The following is a 16,579-nucleotide window of genomic DNA, read 5'->3' on the forward strand; positions in this document are numbered from 1 at the left end:
AACTGTGTGACGTGGCTTCGTTTGAGCGTGCGAGCGCGAGAAGTTGCGACCTAAAGGAACCGCCTATTTGCAAGGTTGGCTTTGAATTTTCGGGCCACTTATATGCGCACCGCTCACTTGGGTTTTTATTTTTGGAGAAATTATGAAAATTTTGATAATCGGAAGCGGCGGGCGCGAGTACTCCATAGCTCTAAAACTTCAAGAATCCCGCAAACACGAGCTTTTCTTTGCTCCGGGCAACGGAGCCACCTCAAAACTCGGCACAAATCTAAAAATCAAAGACTATAATCAGCTCGCAGAATTTGCCGAGACGGAGCAGATAGAACTAACGATCGTCGGTCCCGAAGCGCCGCTAAGTGACGGCATCGTGGATATATTTAAGGCGCGAAATTTAAACATTTTCGGACCGAGCAAGTCTGCGGCTAGACTCGAGGGCAGCAAGGCGTTTATGAAAGACTTTTTGGCTAGAAATGCTATCCGAACGGCGGCCTATCTAAATACCGATGATTACGATGCTGCGGCTAAATTTATCGACTCTCTTGCTGCTCCGGTTGTCGTTAAGGCCGACGGACTGTGCGCGGGCAAAGGCGTGATAATCGCACAAAGCCGCGAGGAAGCAAAGGCCGCCGCTCGCGATATGCTAAGCGGAGAGAGCTTCGGCGAGGCTGGCAAACGCGTGGTCGTGGAGGAGTTTTTGGACGGATTTGAGCTTAGCTTTTTTGCGATTTGCGACGGCGAAAATTTCGTTAGCCTGCCCGTAGCGCAAGATCATAAACGCCTAAAAGATAACGACGAGGGACCAAATACCGGCGGCATGGGCGCATACGCTCCTAGTCCGCTAGCAAGCCCCGAGCTAATAAAACAGGTCGAAGAAGAGGTCGTAAAACCGACGCTAAAAGGTATGAAAGCCGAGGGAAATCCTTTCTGCGGCGTGCTTTTCGTGGGGCTTATGGTGGTTAAGGGCGTGCCGTACGTGCTTGAGTTTAACGTGCGTTTCGGCGATCCGGAGTGCGAAGTGCTAATGCCGCTGATCGACGGCGATCTGGGCGAAATTTTACTAAACGCGGCAAGAGGCGATCTAAAGCCCGTGAAGCTAAAAGACGAATTTGCCGTCGGAGTCGTGATGGCTAGTAAAAATTATCCTTTTTCAAGCTCGCCTAGGGCCAAAATCAGCGTAAAAAACGTGCCTGAAAACTCGCACATAGCATTTGCCGGCGTGAGCGAGCAGGGCGGCGAGATATATGCCGACGGCGGGCGAGTGCTCGTGTGCGTGGGGCTTGGCAAAAGCATAAAACAAGCGCAACAAAAGGCCTACGAGCTTTGCGAAAACGTAGAATTTGACGGCGCGCAGTACCGAAAAGATATCGCCTGGCAAATGCTAAAAGGGCGCGAATGAGCAGAAGCGTCATCGACAAGCTCGAAGACGAAAATATCACGCTCGCTAGCGCCGGCAAAAGAGCCGTCGCGTGGGGGATAGATAAATTTCTCATCTCATTTTTGTTTTATGCCGTTTACTACGAGAAATTTGACGGACTGGACTACGAGCAAATCAGTGCTCTGGCTATGGAAATGATACCGCAGATAGTCTTCCTCGAGGTTATTTACCAGACGTTTTTTACGTGGTATTGCGGCGCTAGTATCGGCAAGGTCGCGATGAAGATCGTGTGCGTGGATATCGATCTGCTCGATAAACCCAATCTGCTAAATTCTCTCACTCGCTCTTTGGTACGCATTATCAGCGAAAACGCATTTTTCCTAGGTTTTGCTTGGGCGTTTTCAAATCCATTATTTCAAACGTGGCAAGATAAGGCCGCAAAAACGGTAGTTATAAATGTTTACTAGAATTTTTTTGACGCTTATTTTCGGGGCTTTTAGTTGCTATGCCGTTCAAAATTTCGAGCTTTTAGCCGATGACGTAAAGCGCGACGGCGGCGTTGTTACGGCGGATAAAAACGTGCTTGTTTATTCGCAAGATTATTTGATGAGCGCGGATAGAGCCGTTTACGATCAGCAAAAAGAGATTTTGGAGCTTTTCGGTAACGTAAATTTGATAAGAAATAAGGACGAAATCTCGCGCTGTTCGTACGCAAAGATCGATCTAAATAGCAAAGATAGCAACTACGAGACGCTATTTATGATGAACCGCAATATGGAAGTGTGGATGCAAAGCGATGAGAGTAACAGTACGTCAGAATTTTACAGAGTAAACGGCGCGGTCGTGTCAAGCTGCAACGTCCAGGACCCGGACTGGAAGATTAAATTTAGCAGCGGCAAGCTAAACCGCGAGAGTAAATTTTTACATCTATTTAACCCCGTATTTTACGTCGGAAACGTCCCCGTGCTTTATCTTCCGTATTTTGGCTTTTCAACCGATACTCGCAGACGTACCGGGCTTTTGCCGCCGGAGTTTGGTTACGGTAAAAACGATGGATTTTACTACAAACAACCGATCTATATCGCCGAATACGACAGCTGGGATTTACAGTTTGATCCGCAAATTCGCACTAGACGCGGTACGGGTATCTACGGCACGTTTAGATTTGCCGATTCGCCTTATTCTAGAGGTTCGGTGACGCTCGGCGCTTTTAGAGATACCGAGGGATACCGCCAAAGACAGATCGAGAAAAACTCGCTAAGACTCCCTCTGAAAAACAAAACGCATAAGGGCGCTGATGTAAAATATGAGCGAGATAGGCTCGTTAAACACCTGATAAACGAGGATCTGCAGGAGGGCTTGTGGCTCGATGCGACGGCGCTAAACGATATCGACTATATAAATTTGAAAAAACGAGGCTCGGGTAGCGACGACAACCCCCTCGTAACCTCAAAACTAAACTATTTTCTAAGTAGCGACAAGCACTATTTCGGTGCATACGCGAGATACTATACTGATACCTCAAAAATCGGTAGCCCAAACGAAAACAAAGATACGCTTCAAGAGTATCCGAGCTTTCAGTATCATAAATTTACCGACAACTTCATCTTGCCGAACGTGCTTTATTCTGTCGATCTCTACTCGCATAACTACACGAGAAAAATCGGCGTAAAAGCGACGCAGTACGAATTTAACCTACCAGTCTCCTTTCATTTGCCTTTAGCGGACGATTATCTTAAATTCTCGTATTATCACTATTTATACGCCACTAGCGTGGACTATGCAAAGAAAATGTACCGTCCGACCGGAGATGAAGACAAGAGCGCAAACTACATAGAAAACTACCACAAACTCTCGCTATACACCGACCTAGCTAAAGCTTATGAGAGCTTTTATCATAGTTTAAATTTGGGCGTGGATTACGTAGTTAAAGCTTATAATGAAGGTGACCTGCCAGATAGATATGAGACAGCCGAAGAGGATGGCAACGTATACGTCTACGACATGCTAGGACGAAAATATCAAAGCTTCATCAATCCTCAGTACACTAGAGACGAGGTTTCGGCTAGAGCGACGCAGTATTTCTTTAACAAAGACGGAAGAAAATTTTTGCGCCATACGATTTCGCAGGGTTATTACACCAAAGAGAACAAGCGCTCAAATTTGAAAAACATCATCGGCTGGTATCCGCTGGCGAATTTGTCTTTTTACAACAGGCTTGAGTACTCTTATGACAATAAATACTTTGAAAAAGTTCAAAGCGGCGCGAGCTATACGCACGATAAATTCGGCGCTAGCCTCTGGCACACGATGCAAAGAAAAAATGCTCAGGAAAAGCAAAACTATCTGCACCTAAACGGTTACGTCGAGCTTCCGCATAACTATAGACTATTTAGCGGTACTCAGTACGACCTCGAGCGCGACTACAATAAGCAGTGGCAGCTAGGCGTCTCTCACCGTAGAAAGTGCTGGAATTATACTTTCGTCTATGAAGAGGAGCTTGAGCCTACGACGACCACGAGCGGAACGGCCGCCAAAAAATCAAGAGGGGTTTACTTCTTTATAAATTTCTATCCGATGGGCGGCGTGCACTACGACTTTTCAGTAGGCCAGACAACGCAGGGTAATTAATGGGCAACTACGAAGACTTTATGTTTGAAAACCAGCTCGAGGCGGCCGAAAAACTGCTTGAAATTTTGCCCAAAAAAGAGCTAGCTGCGGGTGAATATCTAATGATATGCGGCTCTATAGACTCGGTCATCATGGTCGATAGCGTAGCTCGCGGGCTAAATTTGAGCTACGAGATTTTATTTTGCGAGCGCATTTTTGCGCCGAATAACCCCGAGTGCGAAATCGCGATGGTTAGCGAAAAAGACGACGTAGTGCTAAACGACGAGCTGATTCGGAGCTTTGGCATTAGCTATGACTTTGTTTACGGCGAGGCTGACCGTAAGTACGACGAAAAGATCCTAAAAAACGTCTATAAATTTAGAAAAGGCAATCTCATCGGCGATCTAAAGGATAGAAACATCCTGCTCATCGACGAGGGCTGCGAGACGGGACTCACGGCGCTAACCTGCCTAAAAACGCTCATGCGCGAGCGGGTAAAGTCAGTCACCTACGCTACGCCGCTCATCGCTACCGACGTAGCCGCGGCTATCGCGCCGCTGGTGGACGAAATTTACGCCGTGCATAAGATCGCAAATTTTATCGAAGTGGATTTTTACTACAAAAACAAAATCGAACCAAAACCCGAAACCGTGCTTTCCATATTAGAGGAGAGTCCGTTTTATATACCATTACAAAAACAAGGAGATATTAGGGCATGCAGTATTCAATAGAAGTCAATAATCAAGTCGAAATTTACGATATAAACAAGGTCGCCAAGCAAGCTAGCGGCGCGGCGCTTTTACGCGTAAAAAATACCGTCGTTTTAGCCACCGTCGCTCGCGAAGATACGCAAGTTAGCGAGGATTTTTTACCGCTAACGGTGCAATACATCGAAAAAAGCTACGCGGCAGGCAAGATCCCGGGCGGCTACGTAAAAAGAGAAACCAAGCCGGGGGATTTTGAGACGCTAACTTCGCGTATCATCGACCGCTCGCTGCGCCCGCTCTTTCCAAAGGGCTACGCGTATCCGACGCAAATCGTCGTTATGGTGCTATCTTGCGATCCGGAAGTCGATCTGCAAGTCGTCGCGCTAAATGCGGCCTCAGTCGCGCTTTATCTTAGCGACATCCCCGTAAATGCGCCTGTTTGCGGCGTGCGCGTGGGGTATATAGACAATAAATTCGTAATAAATCCTAGCAACTCCGAGTTAAAAACATCTGCGCTCGATCTTTACGTGGCGGGCGTTAAAGACGAGCTTTTGATGATCGAGATGAGAAGTGTCGCGACGGAAAAAGACGAGATAGTGCCTATCGCGCTAGATCCTATGATGGATCCGAATTTAGGCGGCGGCGTGATAGCGATGCAGGATATGAACGAATTTAGCGAAGATCTCATCGTAGAGGCGATTGCAGAGGCCGGTAAAGCCATACTTCGCGCCTCAAACGCTTATGAAGAGGCATTTAGCCAGCATAAAAAAGAAGACGCGCAGCTAGAGCTAAAACCGGAGATCGAAAACGAGAGCGTCGCGGTTTATCTAAACGAATTTTATAAAAACGACGTAAAAGCCGCTATAAATCAGATGGCTAAAAGCGAGCGCGCTAGCGAACTAACCAAGATCGCTAAGCAAATTTTGACCGACGAAGTAGCTCAAAAAGAGGGCTGGGAGGAGGAGGTCGTCTCTAACGTCCTAGCTAAATTTAAGAAAAAAATCGTCCGCGAGCAGATCATAAACGAGGGCGTTCGCGCCGATGGCAGAGGGCTTAAGGAGGTTCGCCCGATCAGCATCGAGACGAATATCCTGCCAAACGCTCACGGCAGCTGCCTCTTTACCCGCGGTCAGACGCAGGCTCTCGTAGTAGCCACTCTAGGCACCGACGGCGACGCGCAGATGTACGATATGCTAACGGAAAAAGGCGCCGTGACGGATAAATTTATGTTTAACTACAACTTCCCCGGCTTTAGCGTCGGCGAGGCTAGCCCGCTAAAGGCTCCGGGCAGACGCGAGCTGGGTCACGGCAATCTCGCTAAACGCGCGCTTGCGCCAAGCATCGACGTAAATTCGCCTTATACTATCAGACTCGTGTCCGAAATTTTAGAAAGTAACGGCTCAAGCTCGATGGCCAGCGTTTGCGGCGGCTCTTTGGCGCTAAGGGCTGCCGGCGTCGATACGCCAAAACTAGTCGCGGGCGTCGCGATGGGGTTAATTTTCGAAGGCGATAAGCACGCCGTACTAACAGACATCATGGGGCTAGAGGATCACGACGGCGATATGGACTTTAAAGTCGCAGGTAGCAAAGACGGCATAACAGCGCTTCAGATGGATATAAAGCTAGGCGGTATCAGCCTTGACGTGCTAAAAGAGGCGCTTTTGCAGGCGCGCGAGGGCAGGCTGCATATATTAAATTTGATGGAAAAAGCAAACGAAAATATCTCCGTAAACGAAGACATACTCCCTAAACTAGAGCTTTTTAGCGTTGATCCGGGCAAGATCGTCGATATCATCGGACAAGCGGGCAAAACGATAAAAGAGATCATAGAAAAATTTGACGTCGCCATCGACCTTGACCGCGAAAAAGGCGAGGTAAAGATCGCCGGCGCGCAAAAATCAAGCGTAGATGCGGCTAAAGACTACATCATACAAATCGTCTCAAAAGACGGCGGCAAGGGCTTTGGCGGTAAAAGAGGCGGCAAAGACGGCAAGCCTCACAAGACGCCTGAATTTAATATCGGAGACGAATTTGAGGGCGAGGTAAAAAGCGTGGTAGAATTTGGCGCCTTTATCGGGCTTCCGGGCGGCGTGGACGGACTTTTGCATATCTCAAAGATCAAAACGCCTCTAAAAGCCGGCGATAAGGTCAAAGTAAAAATCAGCGAGCAAAAAGGGCACAAAATTTCCCTTTCTTTGGCGCAATAAATTTAAAGGAGAACCGATGCAGTATAAAAAAATATTCTTCCCCATAGGTGCCGGCGACGACGTAAAAGAGCGTATCAGAGGAGCTTTGCTGGTCGCTAAGCATTTTAACAGCCACATCGAGATTTTGGCTTGCCAGCTAGATCCTGGCGTCGTTTATAACATGAAAATGACGCTTCGAGGTGGCGTGCTTTATGATGAGTTTTTAAAGGCGGCGAAGGCGGAGCTCGGCGTCGAGCACGAACGCAACGAGACTATTTTTCATAAACTTTGCGAAGAGCTAGACGTGCAGATCAGCGACGAGCCGATCGAGGGCAAGACGACGGCTAAATTTACCACAAAAAGCGGCAAGCGAAGCGTGGTGGTCGAGCAGGAGTCTAAATTTTGCGATATGGTAGTCGCCGCAGTACCGCTTGACGGCAAGATTACGGGTACGTTTGAGGCGGCGGTGCTAAAAAGCGGTAAAACAGCGATCACGATACCAAGGCGCATAACGAGCTTTAAGGCTGACAATATCCTGGTTAGCTGGAACGGCTCGACGCAAAACTCGCGTGCTGTAAGTAGCTCGATCGAGCTGCTAAAAAAAGCTAAAAAGGTGCATTGTATCACTTGCATGCCGCATTCTGGCGACGGTAGTGCAGAGGAAAATCTAAAAAAACTAGAAGAGTACCTAAAACTGCACGGCATACAGGCGACTTACGAGGTAGTTAGCACGACTTCGGTGCCGGGCGAGGCTCTGCTGCGAAGCGCTAAAGAGGGCGGATTTGACCTGATCGTGGCGGGCAGATACGGCGAAAACGGCTTTTTGGAGATATTTTTGAGCGGTACTTCGAGATATTTCCTTAAAAATACGACGATACCGGTCTTTATGTAAGAGAAAATTTGGAGCCGAATTTTCAAATTTGACGTTTGGCTCCAATACAAATTTAAGCGACTGGATTCTTGCAAGAGTTCGGCCGCTTTTTTATTTTAGAATTAACTTCGGGCGCTTGCCGATTAAATTTGAGATTTTTATTTCCCCTGTTTTTGCCATTGTTTTAAATTTAGGTATAAATTATAGCTGATAAACTTGTCTTACGGGGCTGCTGCTTTCGACGATTTTTAAAACTTAAATTGGTGATTTGTTTTTTAGGTTATTTAAATTTGCAAACCGCTTTTTCAATTTGATTGTATAAAGAAGTGCGGCGACTATTAAAATATTCTAATAGACTAGTGTATTGCAATCGCAAGAGCGCTTGCGTATATCGACTTAATTTTTATACGGTCACAATTTTGGCTAGTAGATCATTGATAGCTTAAATAGTTTTTCTTGGGAGTTAATAAGAATTATGGTGCGACCTGCGAGATTTGAACTCGCACACCCTTCGGCACTACCACCTCAAAGTAGCGTGTCTACCGTTCCACCAAGGTCGCACGTGGATTAAAACAACAAAAGAGCGGGACGAACCCGCCCGATATTAAAACATTGGATTTGCGTAAAGAACGATTAGCGCGATAACTAGCGCGTAGATAACTTGCGCTTCGATCATCGCAAGAGCAACGAACATCGTCGTAGTTAGCTTGCTACCGACGCCTGGATTTCTAGCCGTGCCTGAGATTGTCGCAGAAGCGGTATTTCCCATACCGATAGCGCCGCCAAGAGCCGCTAGGCCTAGACCGACTGCTGCTGCAAGAACAGAGTAAGATTTTAGCATTTCGCCGCCATCCGCAAACGCGAAGCTGGCAATTGCCATCATTAAGAAAACAACTTTTTTCATAAAGTCTCCTTGTAAATTTAAGCCATTTCGGATCAGACCCCTACTTTGAAGCTTTGAGAGCGCATTTTATAAAAATTTAGCTTTGAGTTACTTAAAACCGAGAAAAATTTTCATAAAATTTCCATTCGCCAAATTTGCCGCCGCGTAGTGCTACAAATTTACAAAAAATTTCAGCTGTGTTTCGTTTTTCTACGAATTTATTTAAAAATTAGAATTTTAAAAGCTTTTTTATGCTAGCCTCGCTTCTGAAATTTCAAATACTAAGGTTAAATTTGGCGCAGGATAAATTTTCAAAAATCGGCTTTATCTTAGCCGTCGCGGGCTCTGCGGTGGGGCTTGGAAATGCGTGGAAATTCCCGTATTTAGTCGGTCAAAACGGCGGTTCGGCCTTCGTGCTTTTGTATCTTTTTATGACGTTTTTTATCGGACTTGCGATATTTTTCGGCGAGATAGCTATCGGTAAGCTTTCTGAATCTGACCCCGTAAACGCCTTTAAAAAACTTGCCCCAAAGCGCAAAGAAGCGTGGAAATTTGCGGGTTTTACGATGATTGGCGCGATCATCATCGCCTCTTTTTACACGGTCATCATCGGATGGATACTAAAATACGCAGTTATGGTAATAACCGAGCTGCCAAAGGATGTTGAGGCTTCCGAGAAAATTTTCGGCAGTTTTTACGCTAACGACGCCGCGTCTCAAATTTTTTACTTCACGATCGTATTTTTTCTATGTATTTTTATCGTTTCAAAAGGCATAAAAAGCGGCATCGAGCGCGTAAACGTCTGGATGATGCCCTCGCTTCTTATCTTGCTCATCATCATGCTTAGCTACTCGTTTACGATGGACGGCTTCGTGCAGTCGGCTAAATTTTTGCTGGTTCCCGATTTTTCAAAACTAGGCGTGAGTAGCATTCTCACCGCTCTTGGACTTGCGTTTTTTACGCTGTCTTTGGGTGTCGGCGTCATTATCGTTTACTCTGCGTCGCTGCCTGATAATACGAATCTCGTTAGCTCCTCGATCATCATCGTCGTGATAAACGTCGTGATGGGCATTTTGATGGGGCTTGTTATCTTTACTTTCGTGTTTGAGTTTGGCGCGACGCCTAGTCAGGGCGTGGGGCTCGTGTTTATCTCGCTGCCGACGCTATTTGCGAAGCTAGGCACGCTTGGACACGTGCTCGCGTTCGCGTTTTTCTCGGCACTGCTTTTTGCAGGCATTACCTCGGCCATCTCAATGCTGGAGCCTTTCACGCATTATCTCATCCGCGAATTTGGCTTTTCTCGTAAAAAAGCCCTCGCGCTAATCGGCGCTTTCATCTACTGCATGGGCATTTTGTGCATACTTTCAAGCATCGAAGGCGTTAAGGAAAATTTGGTATTTTTCGGCAAGAGCTTTTTTGACTGCCTTGATTTTCTTAGCTCAAATATCATCATGCCAATCGGCGGCATCACGGTGTCGATTTTCGTCGGCTTTGTCATCAAAAAAGACGCGCTTTACATACTTTTTGGGCCGTATATGAGCAGGGCCGTTTTTGAAATTTGGTATTTTATGATTAGATTCGTAGCCCCTATTAGCATCGTCATCATCACGATAAATGCGCTAAGAGGCTAACCGTGTCAAGCGATAAATTTTCTAAAATCGGATTTATACTATCCATCGTGGGTGCCGCGATCGGGCTTGGCAATGCGTGGAAATTTCCATACATGGTCGGCGCAAACGGCGGCTCGGCGTTCGTGCTTTTGTATCTTGTTTTTGCCGTTGCGGTTGGGCTTAGCATATTTTTTGCCGAGATGGCGATGGGTAAAATTTCAAACTCCGATCCCGTTAACGCCTTTCGTTCGCTCGCTCCTAAAAACGGCAAATTTTGGGGGTATGCCGGCGTCATAATGATAACTGGCGTTTTAGTTGCGTCGTTTTATACGGTTATCATCGGCTGGGTTATTAGGTATTCGGTTTTATCTCTTGGCGAACTTCCGCAAAGTATCGCGGTTTCGGGCGAAAATTTCGGTAAATTTATAGGCTCTGATATCTCGGGTCAAATTTTATACTTTAGCATCGCGTTCGCGGCCTATTTTTTCATCCTCTCAAAGGGCATAAAAGGCGGTATCGAACGCATAAATTTATGGCTTTTACCGACGCTTTTTTTACTGCTCATTTTTATGCTGATTTACTCGATGCAGATGGGCGGATTTTCGCAGGCGGCGGAGTTTTTGCTAGTGCCTGATTTTTCTAAGATCACGAGCGAGGCTGTTTTTGTAGCTCTTGGCTTAGCATTTTTTACGATGTGCGTTGGTATCGGCGCGATCGCGACGTATTCTGTTAGTCTGGATGACAAGACCAATCTTTTCACATCTTCGCTCTACGTTGTCGCGCTAAATATCATCGTTAGCGTCGTCATCGGACTCATCGTTTTTACCTTTGTTTTCGAGTACGGCGAGCAGCCTAGTCAGGGCGTGGGGCTTGCGTTTATATCGCTGCCCACGCTGTTTGCTAAGCTAGGAGCGATGGGAAACGTCTTAAGTTTTACATTTTTTACCGCGCTTATTTTTGCGGGCCTTACGTCGGCTATCTCGATGGTCGAGCCGCTCGTTTTTTATCTCATAAACGAGTTTAAGATCCCTCGCCTAGGCGCGATCGCGATCGTAGGCGTTTGCGTTTATTGCCTAGGCACGCTTTGCGCGCTTTCAAATATTACCGAATTTAAAGACGCGCTCACGTTTTTCGGCAAGGGATTTTTTGACGTTTTAGACTATCTTAGCTCAAATATCATGCTGCCGCTGGGCGGTATCGTGATCGCGGTATTTGTGGGCTACGCGATGAAAAGAGGCAGCCTAGAGGAGCTATTTTTGCCGTATATGGGTAGGGCGGTTTTTGAAATTTGGTATTTTTTACTACGATTCGTCGCGCCGATTTGCATTTTGGCGATAATGATAAGACAAATTTTGGGGAGTTAAATGGAACGAAATTTAAAAAAAGTAGAGCGATTTTTTGGTAAATTAGGCGACATCGTGGGCTATGCCTGTGTACTCGTGATGTTTTTGATGATTGCGGACGTTTTTTTTAACGTCACGGCGAGATATTTTTTCAAATACGGCAACGTAGGCCTCCAGGAGCTTGAGTGGCACTTTTTTAGCATCATCATCCTGCTTGGAATGAGCTACGCGCTAAAAGACGACGCGCACGTGCGAGTGGATATATTTTACGAAAAGATGAGCGTAAAGAAAAGGGCGCTCATAAATATGGCGGGCGTCATCCTTTTTATCCTGCCGCTTGCGCTTTTGGTCGCGTGGCTGAGCTGGGACTACGTCGTGGAGGCGTACGAGAGCGGCGAGGGTAGCGCAGATCCGGGCGGTTTACCGTATCGCTGGGTCATCAAGGCTTTTATACCGTTTAGCTTCTGGCTACTTATATTTTTTAGCGTCGGATACTTTATAAAGTGGCTAAACGTCTATCTAGACGCCGGGTCAAATTTAAGCGAGGCGGGCAAATTTGACGCAAATTTAAGCAAAACCGCGCAACAAGGAGAGGGAAAATGACCGGCATAGTAATGTTTTTAGCCGCGCTTTTTATGCTTGCTATCGGCTTTAGCGTCGCATTTACGTTTGGCGCGATAGCCGTCATTTTCGGGCTCATCGGCGGTATGGTCGAGAGCTTTGGCGACGGGGGCGGCTTTATGGGTGGGCTTGAGATATTTAAAGAGACGTTTAACTTTATGCCTTACCGCATCTACTCGATAATGGAAAACAAAATCCTCATCGCCGTGCCGCTTTTCGTTTTTATGGGCATTATTTTACAAAAGACCAAGCTAGCCGAGAGGTTGCTCGAGAGTATGGCGTTTTTATTCGGCGAGATTCGCGGCGGCGTGGCGATCAGCACCGTGCTAGTGGGCGCGCTACTAGCCGCATCTACGGGCGTTGTGGGTGCTAGCGTCGTAGCTATGGGCGTTATGAGCTTGCCCGTGATGCTAAAGTACAACTACAACAAGGCTCTAGGCTGCGGCACTATCTGCGCTTCGGGCACGCTCGGGCAGATCATCCCGCCTTCGATCGTACTTATAATTCTCGGCGACGTCTTTACGGTGCCCGTCGGCGATCTTTTCCGCGAGGCGATATATCCGGGTCTTGCGCTTGTTGGCGCATATATAGCCTATATCCTCATCGTCTCTTACGTCAAAAAGGACTACGCGCCGCCCGTCGTAGTAGAGAGCGACGTGCCTAAATCAAAGCAAATTTTAAACGCTATCCTCGCGATTTTGCCGCCGCTAGTACTTGTCGTGCTGGTGCTTGGTTCGATATTTGAAGGCATCGCTACGCCGACGGAGAGTTCGGCGTTTGGCTGCGTGGGCGCGATCTTGCTTTCGGTTTTTTACAGGACTTTTTCGTTTAAAATGCTAAAAGAAGCGCTCGAAGAGAGCGTCAAAACCACGGCCGTCGTCTTTACTATCCTTATCGGCGCGACGGCGTTTTCGATGGTGTTTAGCTACACCGGCGGCGACGAGATCGTTGAGGAAGTGATGTCTAGTTTGCCTGGCGAAAAATGGGGCTTTATTATCTTAGCTATGATTACGATTTTTGCGCTAGGATTTTTTATAGACTTCGTCGAGATTTCGTATATCGTGCTACCGATCTTGGCGCCGATTGCCGTAAATTTAGGCATAAATCCGCTATATTTTGCCATCGTTATCGCGATGAATTTACAGACTTCGTTCCTTACGCCGCCGTTTGGTTTTAGTCTCTTTTATCTAAAAGGCGTGGCGCCGACAGAGGTCAAGACCTCCGACATCTACCGCGGCGTGGTGCCCTTTATCGCGATACAAATTTTAGTTCTGATCATCTTTACGATCATCTTGCTAGGCTAAAATTTATCTTTGTAAGGCTATAATCTCTTAAATTTACCCAAAGGAGAGAAAATGAGAGAGATAGCCTTAGTTTCGGCGTTTGCCCTGATCGCGAGCGCCGAAAGCAACTTGATAGAAATCTACAAAAACGCCTCATTTATACATCAAAACTTTAGCAACCAAAAAAGCGAATTTAGTTTAAATTTGCCCGATTTCGTCGAGCTTGAGGATATCGACGTGGCTGCGTCGTGCGAGCTAGTGAGCCTAAATTTAAACGAAGCAAAGCCCGCAGAAAACGAGGCCTATGCTAAATTTAAGCAAAACGAAAAAGAGCTTGAGGAGCTAAACGATAAACTAAACGCGCTAAACTCCAAAAACGCTTTTTTAAATAATTTTCCCGCTTTTAAAGAGCAAAGCGTCGCTAATTTGGACGCCGACGGCGATAAATTTTACGAAGCGGTGCTAAAAAATCTAGCTCAAATTTCGCAAACCAAAAAGCAAATCGACGAGCTGAAAAAGAAAATGAACGCGACCGAGATTAAAAATTTTCAAAAGCTTGATTTGAAATTCGAATGCGACCCAAAACAGGTCAAGATCTCCTATCCCGTGGGCGTTAGCGTAAATTTGAAAAATAAAATCCATGCCGACGTCGCAAAAGGCAAGGTCGAAATCTCGCAAAATTTGACCGTGACAAATCCGCTGGGCATCGATCTAAACTCCCTCACCATCGCGCTTTATCCGTTTTACTACTCGTCAAATTTGACGCCCGCTCCGTTTTATCCGCGCTACGAAGGCAAGCCGGCGCCGCGAAATATGATGCCGCTAGGAGCCGCGCCGATGATGGAGGCGAGTGCCGATATGGCGGCGCGAAAGGCATACGCAAAGAAAAATAGCGTCAAAGACGTGCAAGCCAGCAACGATCAAAACGCGCTCGCAAACGCATGGCGCATCGAGGGCGTGAGCTTAAAAGCGGACGAAACGGCGGACTTTGCCTACGACAAGCAGAGCCTGGATGCTAAATTTGACCTCGTGATCGACGGCTACGGCAGCGCAGGCGCGTTCGTTAGAGCCGCGTTTAAACCCGAGCGAAGCATCGAGGGTGCGCAAAGCGAGTTTAAGATTGACGGCATAAATATCGGCAAAAGATACGTAGGATACGCCGCCGGCGAGGAGGCGAAGGAGTTTTTCGGCAAAAATGAGCTTGTTAGCGTGAAAAAAGAAGCTAACGGCGAATATACGAAAGAGTCGTTTTTCGGCTCGAAAAACAAGATCTCGCGCGGGTATAAATATAGCGTAAAAAACGGCTCGAAGCTCGCTTGGGACGTAGTTTTAGAGGAGCAAGTACCCGTCAGCGCGCATGAGAGCGTAAGCGTGAGCGTGAAAAACGATCCGAAAGAAAACGAGATAGGCAAAGACGGCAAGGTAACGTGGAAATTTGCGCTTAAGCCAAACGAGAGCAAGGAGATAAATTTCTCCTATGAGCTAACCAAGCCGAGCGAGTAAGATTGTAAATTTCTTGTCGCGGCTTGTCTTTTTGCCCTATACTTCGTTGCTTTTAAATTTGGCTAGGTCATTACCGACAAGGTAACTCCCGTCGCCAAATTTAAAAGCGCCTCGTCTAGAACAAAAATACTGCGCCTTATCATTTTACGCTCAAATTTGACATTAAATTTACAAATTTGAGCCGCCAAAACCCGCACCTTGAAAATGCAAATTTAAACCTGCGACGCTTTGCGCGAGCAAAGCAGTGTCGCCACCTTAAAAGCGTCGTAGGGGGTGGGGAGCGACTTCGCGTCTGCTTGCAGTTGAGAGCATGGCGAAGCAAAATTAAGCCCCCACCCCCTTTATATAAAGTAAAAAAACAACCTCAAATGGTTGTTTTTTACTCAAGGAAACCAAGCTCGCAATGCCAAATTTTAACCAAGCCAAATTTACTGTCGTCGAGATGCGGGTCTCAGCGCGTCAAATTTTATAAATTCAACTTCGATTTTACCCGCCAAATTTGACTTACAAAATCTAAAAACCAAACTCGGCGTAAAATTCGTTCAGGTAGTCCGAGTAGTATGTGTTGCCGTTTCTAGCGTCAAATTTGCCCGCTATCTCTAGAGCTATCTTGTAGTCGTTCTCGTCGCCAAACGCGCTAACAGCGATGAAAAATCGCAGGTCGTTTAGATCGTCGTTGCCATCTAAGATCGCCGCGGAGTGCTTGCGCGCTAAATTTAGCGCCGTCTCGCACTCGCCCAGTCTAACGGCGATCTCGATTAGCGGGGCGACCATGTTTATGACGCGAGGATTTGACTCGATCGTCGCCGTGGCCTTTGGCAAAAGGGCTTTTGCCTCTTCTATCTTGCCTGTTTTAATCATGCTAGAAAGTATCGGCGCGTAGGTCGTGTGAGGTACTTCGCCGCAGGTTAGCTCGCCCGAGAGTATCGGCGCGGCAAGCTCCAGCGCTGCCTCATGCTCGCCGACAAAATTTAAATATGCGATCTCACCCGATGCCTCGCACGCCTCGCAGTCGGCCATATCGTCTTTGGCGAGCTTTTTCCATAGCTCATAATTTGCCTTTGCCTCTCTAGCATCGCCCATGTCGATGTTTTGATTCATCAAGGCCTTGTAGTATGAGGCCAGCGAGAGCTCCATGCGCTCGTAGTAAAACAACATCGCCTCGTTGCCTCGTCTATGAGCTCCTTTTCTATCACGGAGCTTTGAGCGACGCCCGAGACGATCCATTTAAATTTCCACAGGCAGTCTACAAAGTCGTCAAAATTTGGGTATTCGCTCTCGTTTTCTTTTGAATTTTGCACGATATAGTCCGTGAGCCACATTAGCGCTCTGGTTCTTAAAAACGCGCCGAATTTTTCAAATTCATCGTTTAGCACAAAGTCGCAAATTTGCGCGGCAAACGCCAAATCCTGCGCCTCTACGGCGTCTCTTATCTCGTCAAACAAAAACTCTTCTTTATCGGCTAATCTATCAAATTCTTTTAGCTTTTTATAAAGCTCTTCTAGCGTGCGCTCTTGCATTTGCTCCCCTCGTTAAACATTTTTGTGATAATGCTTTGATTTTATTATATCCACTTAATCTAAAACT

At 46.8% G+C, this 16,579-nt stretch carries 14 protein-coding genes and 1 tRNA gene; 11 read left to right on the forward strand and 4 right to left on the reverse strand.

Annotated elements, in window-relative coordinates; translation table 11 throughout:
- The first annotated feature begins 142 nt into the window (after positions 1 to 142).
- From purD to ACTTJF_RS00510, 6 genes are read left to right on the forward strand one after another with little or no spacing between them, the layout of a single operon-like run.
- Positions 143 to 1,396: a phosphoribosylamine--glycine ligase gene (gene purD / locus ACTTJF_RS00485; RefSeq protein ID WP_442550275.1), complete on the forward strand. Its 1,254-nt coding sequence runs from the start codon at positions 143 to 145 to the stop codon at positions 1,394 to 1,396.
- Positions 1,393 to 1,842: an RDD family protein gene (locus tag ACTTJF_RS00490; protein WP_442550276.1), complete on the forward strand. Its 450-nt coding sequence runs from the start codon at positions 1,393 to 1,395 to the stop codon at positions 1,840 to 1,842. The genes purD and ACTTJF_RS00490 overlap by 4 nt, the downstream gene beginning before the upstream one ends.
- On the forward strand, positions 1,832 to 4,006 hold the full coding sequence (locus ACTTJF_RS00495; protein ID WP_442550277.1) for an LPS-assembly protein LptD: 2,175 nt from the start codon (positions 1,832 to 1,834) through the stop codon (positions 4,004 to 4,006). The genes ACTTJF_RS00490 and ACTTJF_RS00495 overlap by 11 nt, the downstream gene beginning before the upstream one ends.
- Complete coding sequence (locus ACTTJF_RS00500) at positions 4,006 to 4,716, forward strand: sodium:proton antiporter (RefSeq protein ID WP_442550278.1); 711 nt, start codon at positions 4,006 to 4,008, stop codon at positions 4,714 to 4,716. Before ACTTJF_RS00495 ends, ACTTJF_RS00500 begins: the two co-directional genes overlap by 1 nt.
- Complete coding sequence (locus tag ACTTJF_RS00505) at positions 4,701 to 6,899, forward strand: polyribonucleotide nucleotidyltransferase (protein WP_442550279.1); 2,199 nt, start codon at positions 4,701 to 4,703, stop codon at positions 6,897 to 6,899. Before ACTTJF_RS00500 ends, ACTTJF_RS00505 begins: the two co-directional genes overlap by 16 nt.
- A gap of 16 nt (positions 6,900 to 6,915) precedes the next feature.
- Complete coding sequence (locus ACTTJF_RS00510; protein WP_122862635.1) at positions 6,916 to 7,770, forward strand: universal stress protein; 855 nt, start codon at positions 6,916 to 6,918, stop codon at positions 7,768 to 7,770.
- 455 nt (positions 7,771 to 8,225) lie between these two features.
- On the opposite strand, the gene ACTTJF_RS00515 is transcribed toward ACTTJF_RS00510, so the two are convergent.
- Positions 8,226 to 8,309 (reverse strand) — tRNA-Leu (locus ACTTJF_RS00515).
- 44 nt (positions 8,310 to 8,353) lie between these two features.
- On the reverse strand, positions 8,354 to 8,653 hold the full coding sequence (locus ACTTJF_RS00520; RefSeq protein ID WP_009493515.1) for a F0F1 ATP synthase subunit C: 300 nt from the start codon (positions 8,651 to 8,653) through the stop codon (positions 8,354 to 8,356).
- Between the two features lie 230 nt (positions 8,654 to 8,883).
- On the opposite strand from ACTTJF_RS00520, the gene ACTTJF_RS00525 reads away from it, so the two are divergent.
- From ACTTJF_RS00525 to ACTTJF_RS00545, 5 genes are read left to right on the forward strand one after another with little or no spacing between them, the layout of a single operon-like run.
- The gene (locus tag ACTTJF_RS00525; protein WP_442550280.1) at positions 8,884 to 10,263 is read left to right on the forward strand and encodes a sodium-dependent transporter; all 1,380 of its coding nucleotides are present in this window, start codon (positions 8,884 to 8,886) and stop codon (positions 10,261 to 10,263) included.
- 2 nt (positions 10,264 to 10,265) lie between these two features.
- A complete protein-coding gene (locus ACTTJF_RS00530; RefSeq protein WP_442550281.1) occupies positions 10,266 to 11,606 on the forward strand; it encodes a sodium-dependent transporter in 1,341 nt (446 codons plus the stop codon).
- The gene (locus ACTTJF_RS00535; protein WP_442550282.1) at positions 11,607 to 12,188 is read left to right on the forward strand and encodes a TRAP transporter small permease subunit; all 582 of its coding nucleotides are present in this window, start codon (positions 11,607 to 11,609) and stop codon (positions 12,186 to 12,188) included.
- A complete protein-coding gene (locus ACTTJF_RS00540) occupies positions 12,185 to 13,510 on the forward strand; it encodes a TRAP transporter large permease (RefSeq protein WP_442550283.1) in 1,326 nt (441 codons plus the stop codon). The genes ACTTJF_RS00535 and ACTTJF_RS00540 overlap by 4 nt, the downstream gene beginning before the upstream one ends.
- Before the next feature lie 51 nt (positions 13,511 to 13,561).
- Positions 13,562 to 14,992, forward strand: coding sequence for a DUF4139 domain-containing protein (locus ACTTJF_RS00545; protein ID WP_442550284.1), 1,431 nt, complete (start codon positions 13,562 to 13,564; stop codon positions 14,990 to 14,992).
- A 513-nt stretch (positions 14,993 to 15,505) separates the two neighbouring features.
- On the opposite strand, the gene ACTTJF_RS00550 is transcribed toward ACTTJF_RS00545, so the two are convergent.
- Together ACTTJF_RS00550 and ACTTJF_RS00555 are read right to left on the reverse strand one after the other, a co-directional pair.
- The gene (locus tag ACTTJF_RS00550; protein WP_442550285.1) at positions 15,506 to 16,150 is read right to left on the reverse strand and encodes a hypothetical protein; all 645 of its coding nucleotides are present in this window, start codon (positions 16,148 to 16,150) and stop codon (positions 15,506 to 15,508) included.
- Positions 16,093 to 16,512 (reverse strand): hypothetical protein, encoded by a 420-nt coding sequence (locus ACTTJF_RS00555; RefSeq protein ID WP_442550286.1) that lies wholly within the window; start codon positions 16,510 to 16,512, stop codon positions 16,093 to 16,095. The genes ACTTJF_RS00550 and ACTTJF_RS00555 overlap by 58 nt, the downstream gene beginning before the upstream one ends.
- Positions 16,513 to 16,579 lie beyond the last annotated feature (67 nt).

The sequence above is a fragment of the Campylobacter sp. genome (assembly GCF_052170435.1).
Lineage (GTDB): Bacteria > Campylobacterota > Campylobacteria > Campylobacterales > Campylobacteraceae > Campylobacter_A.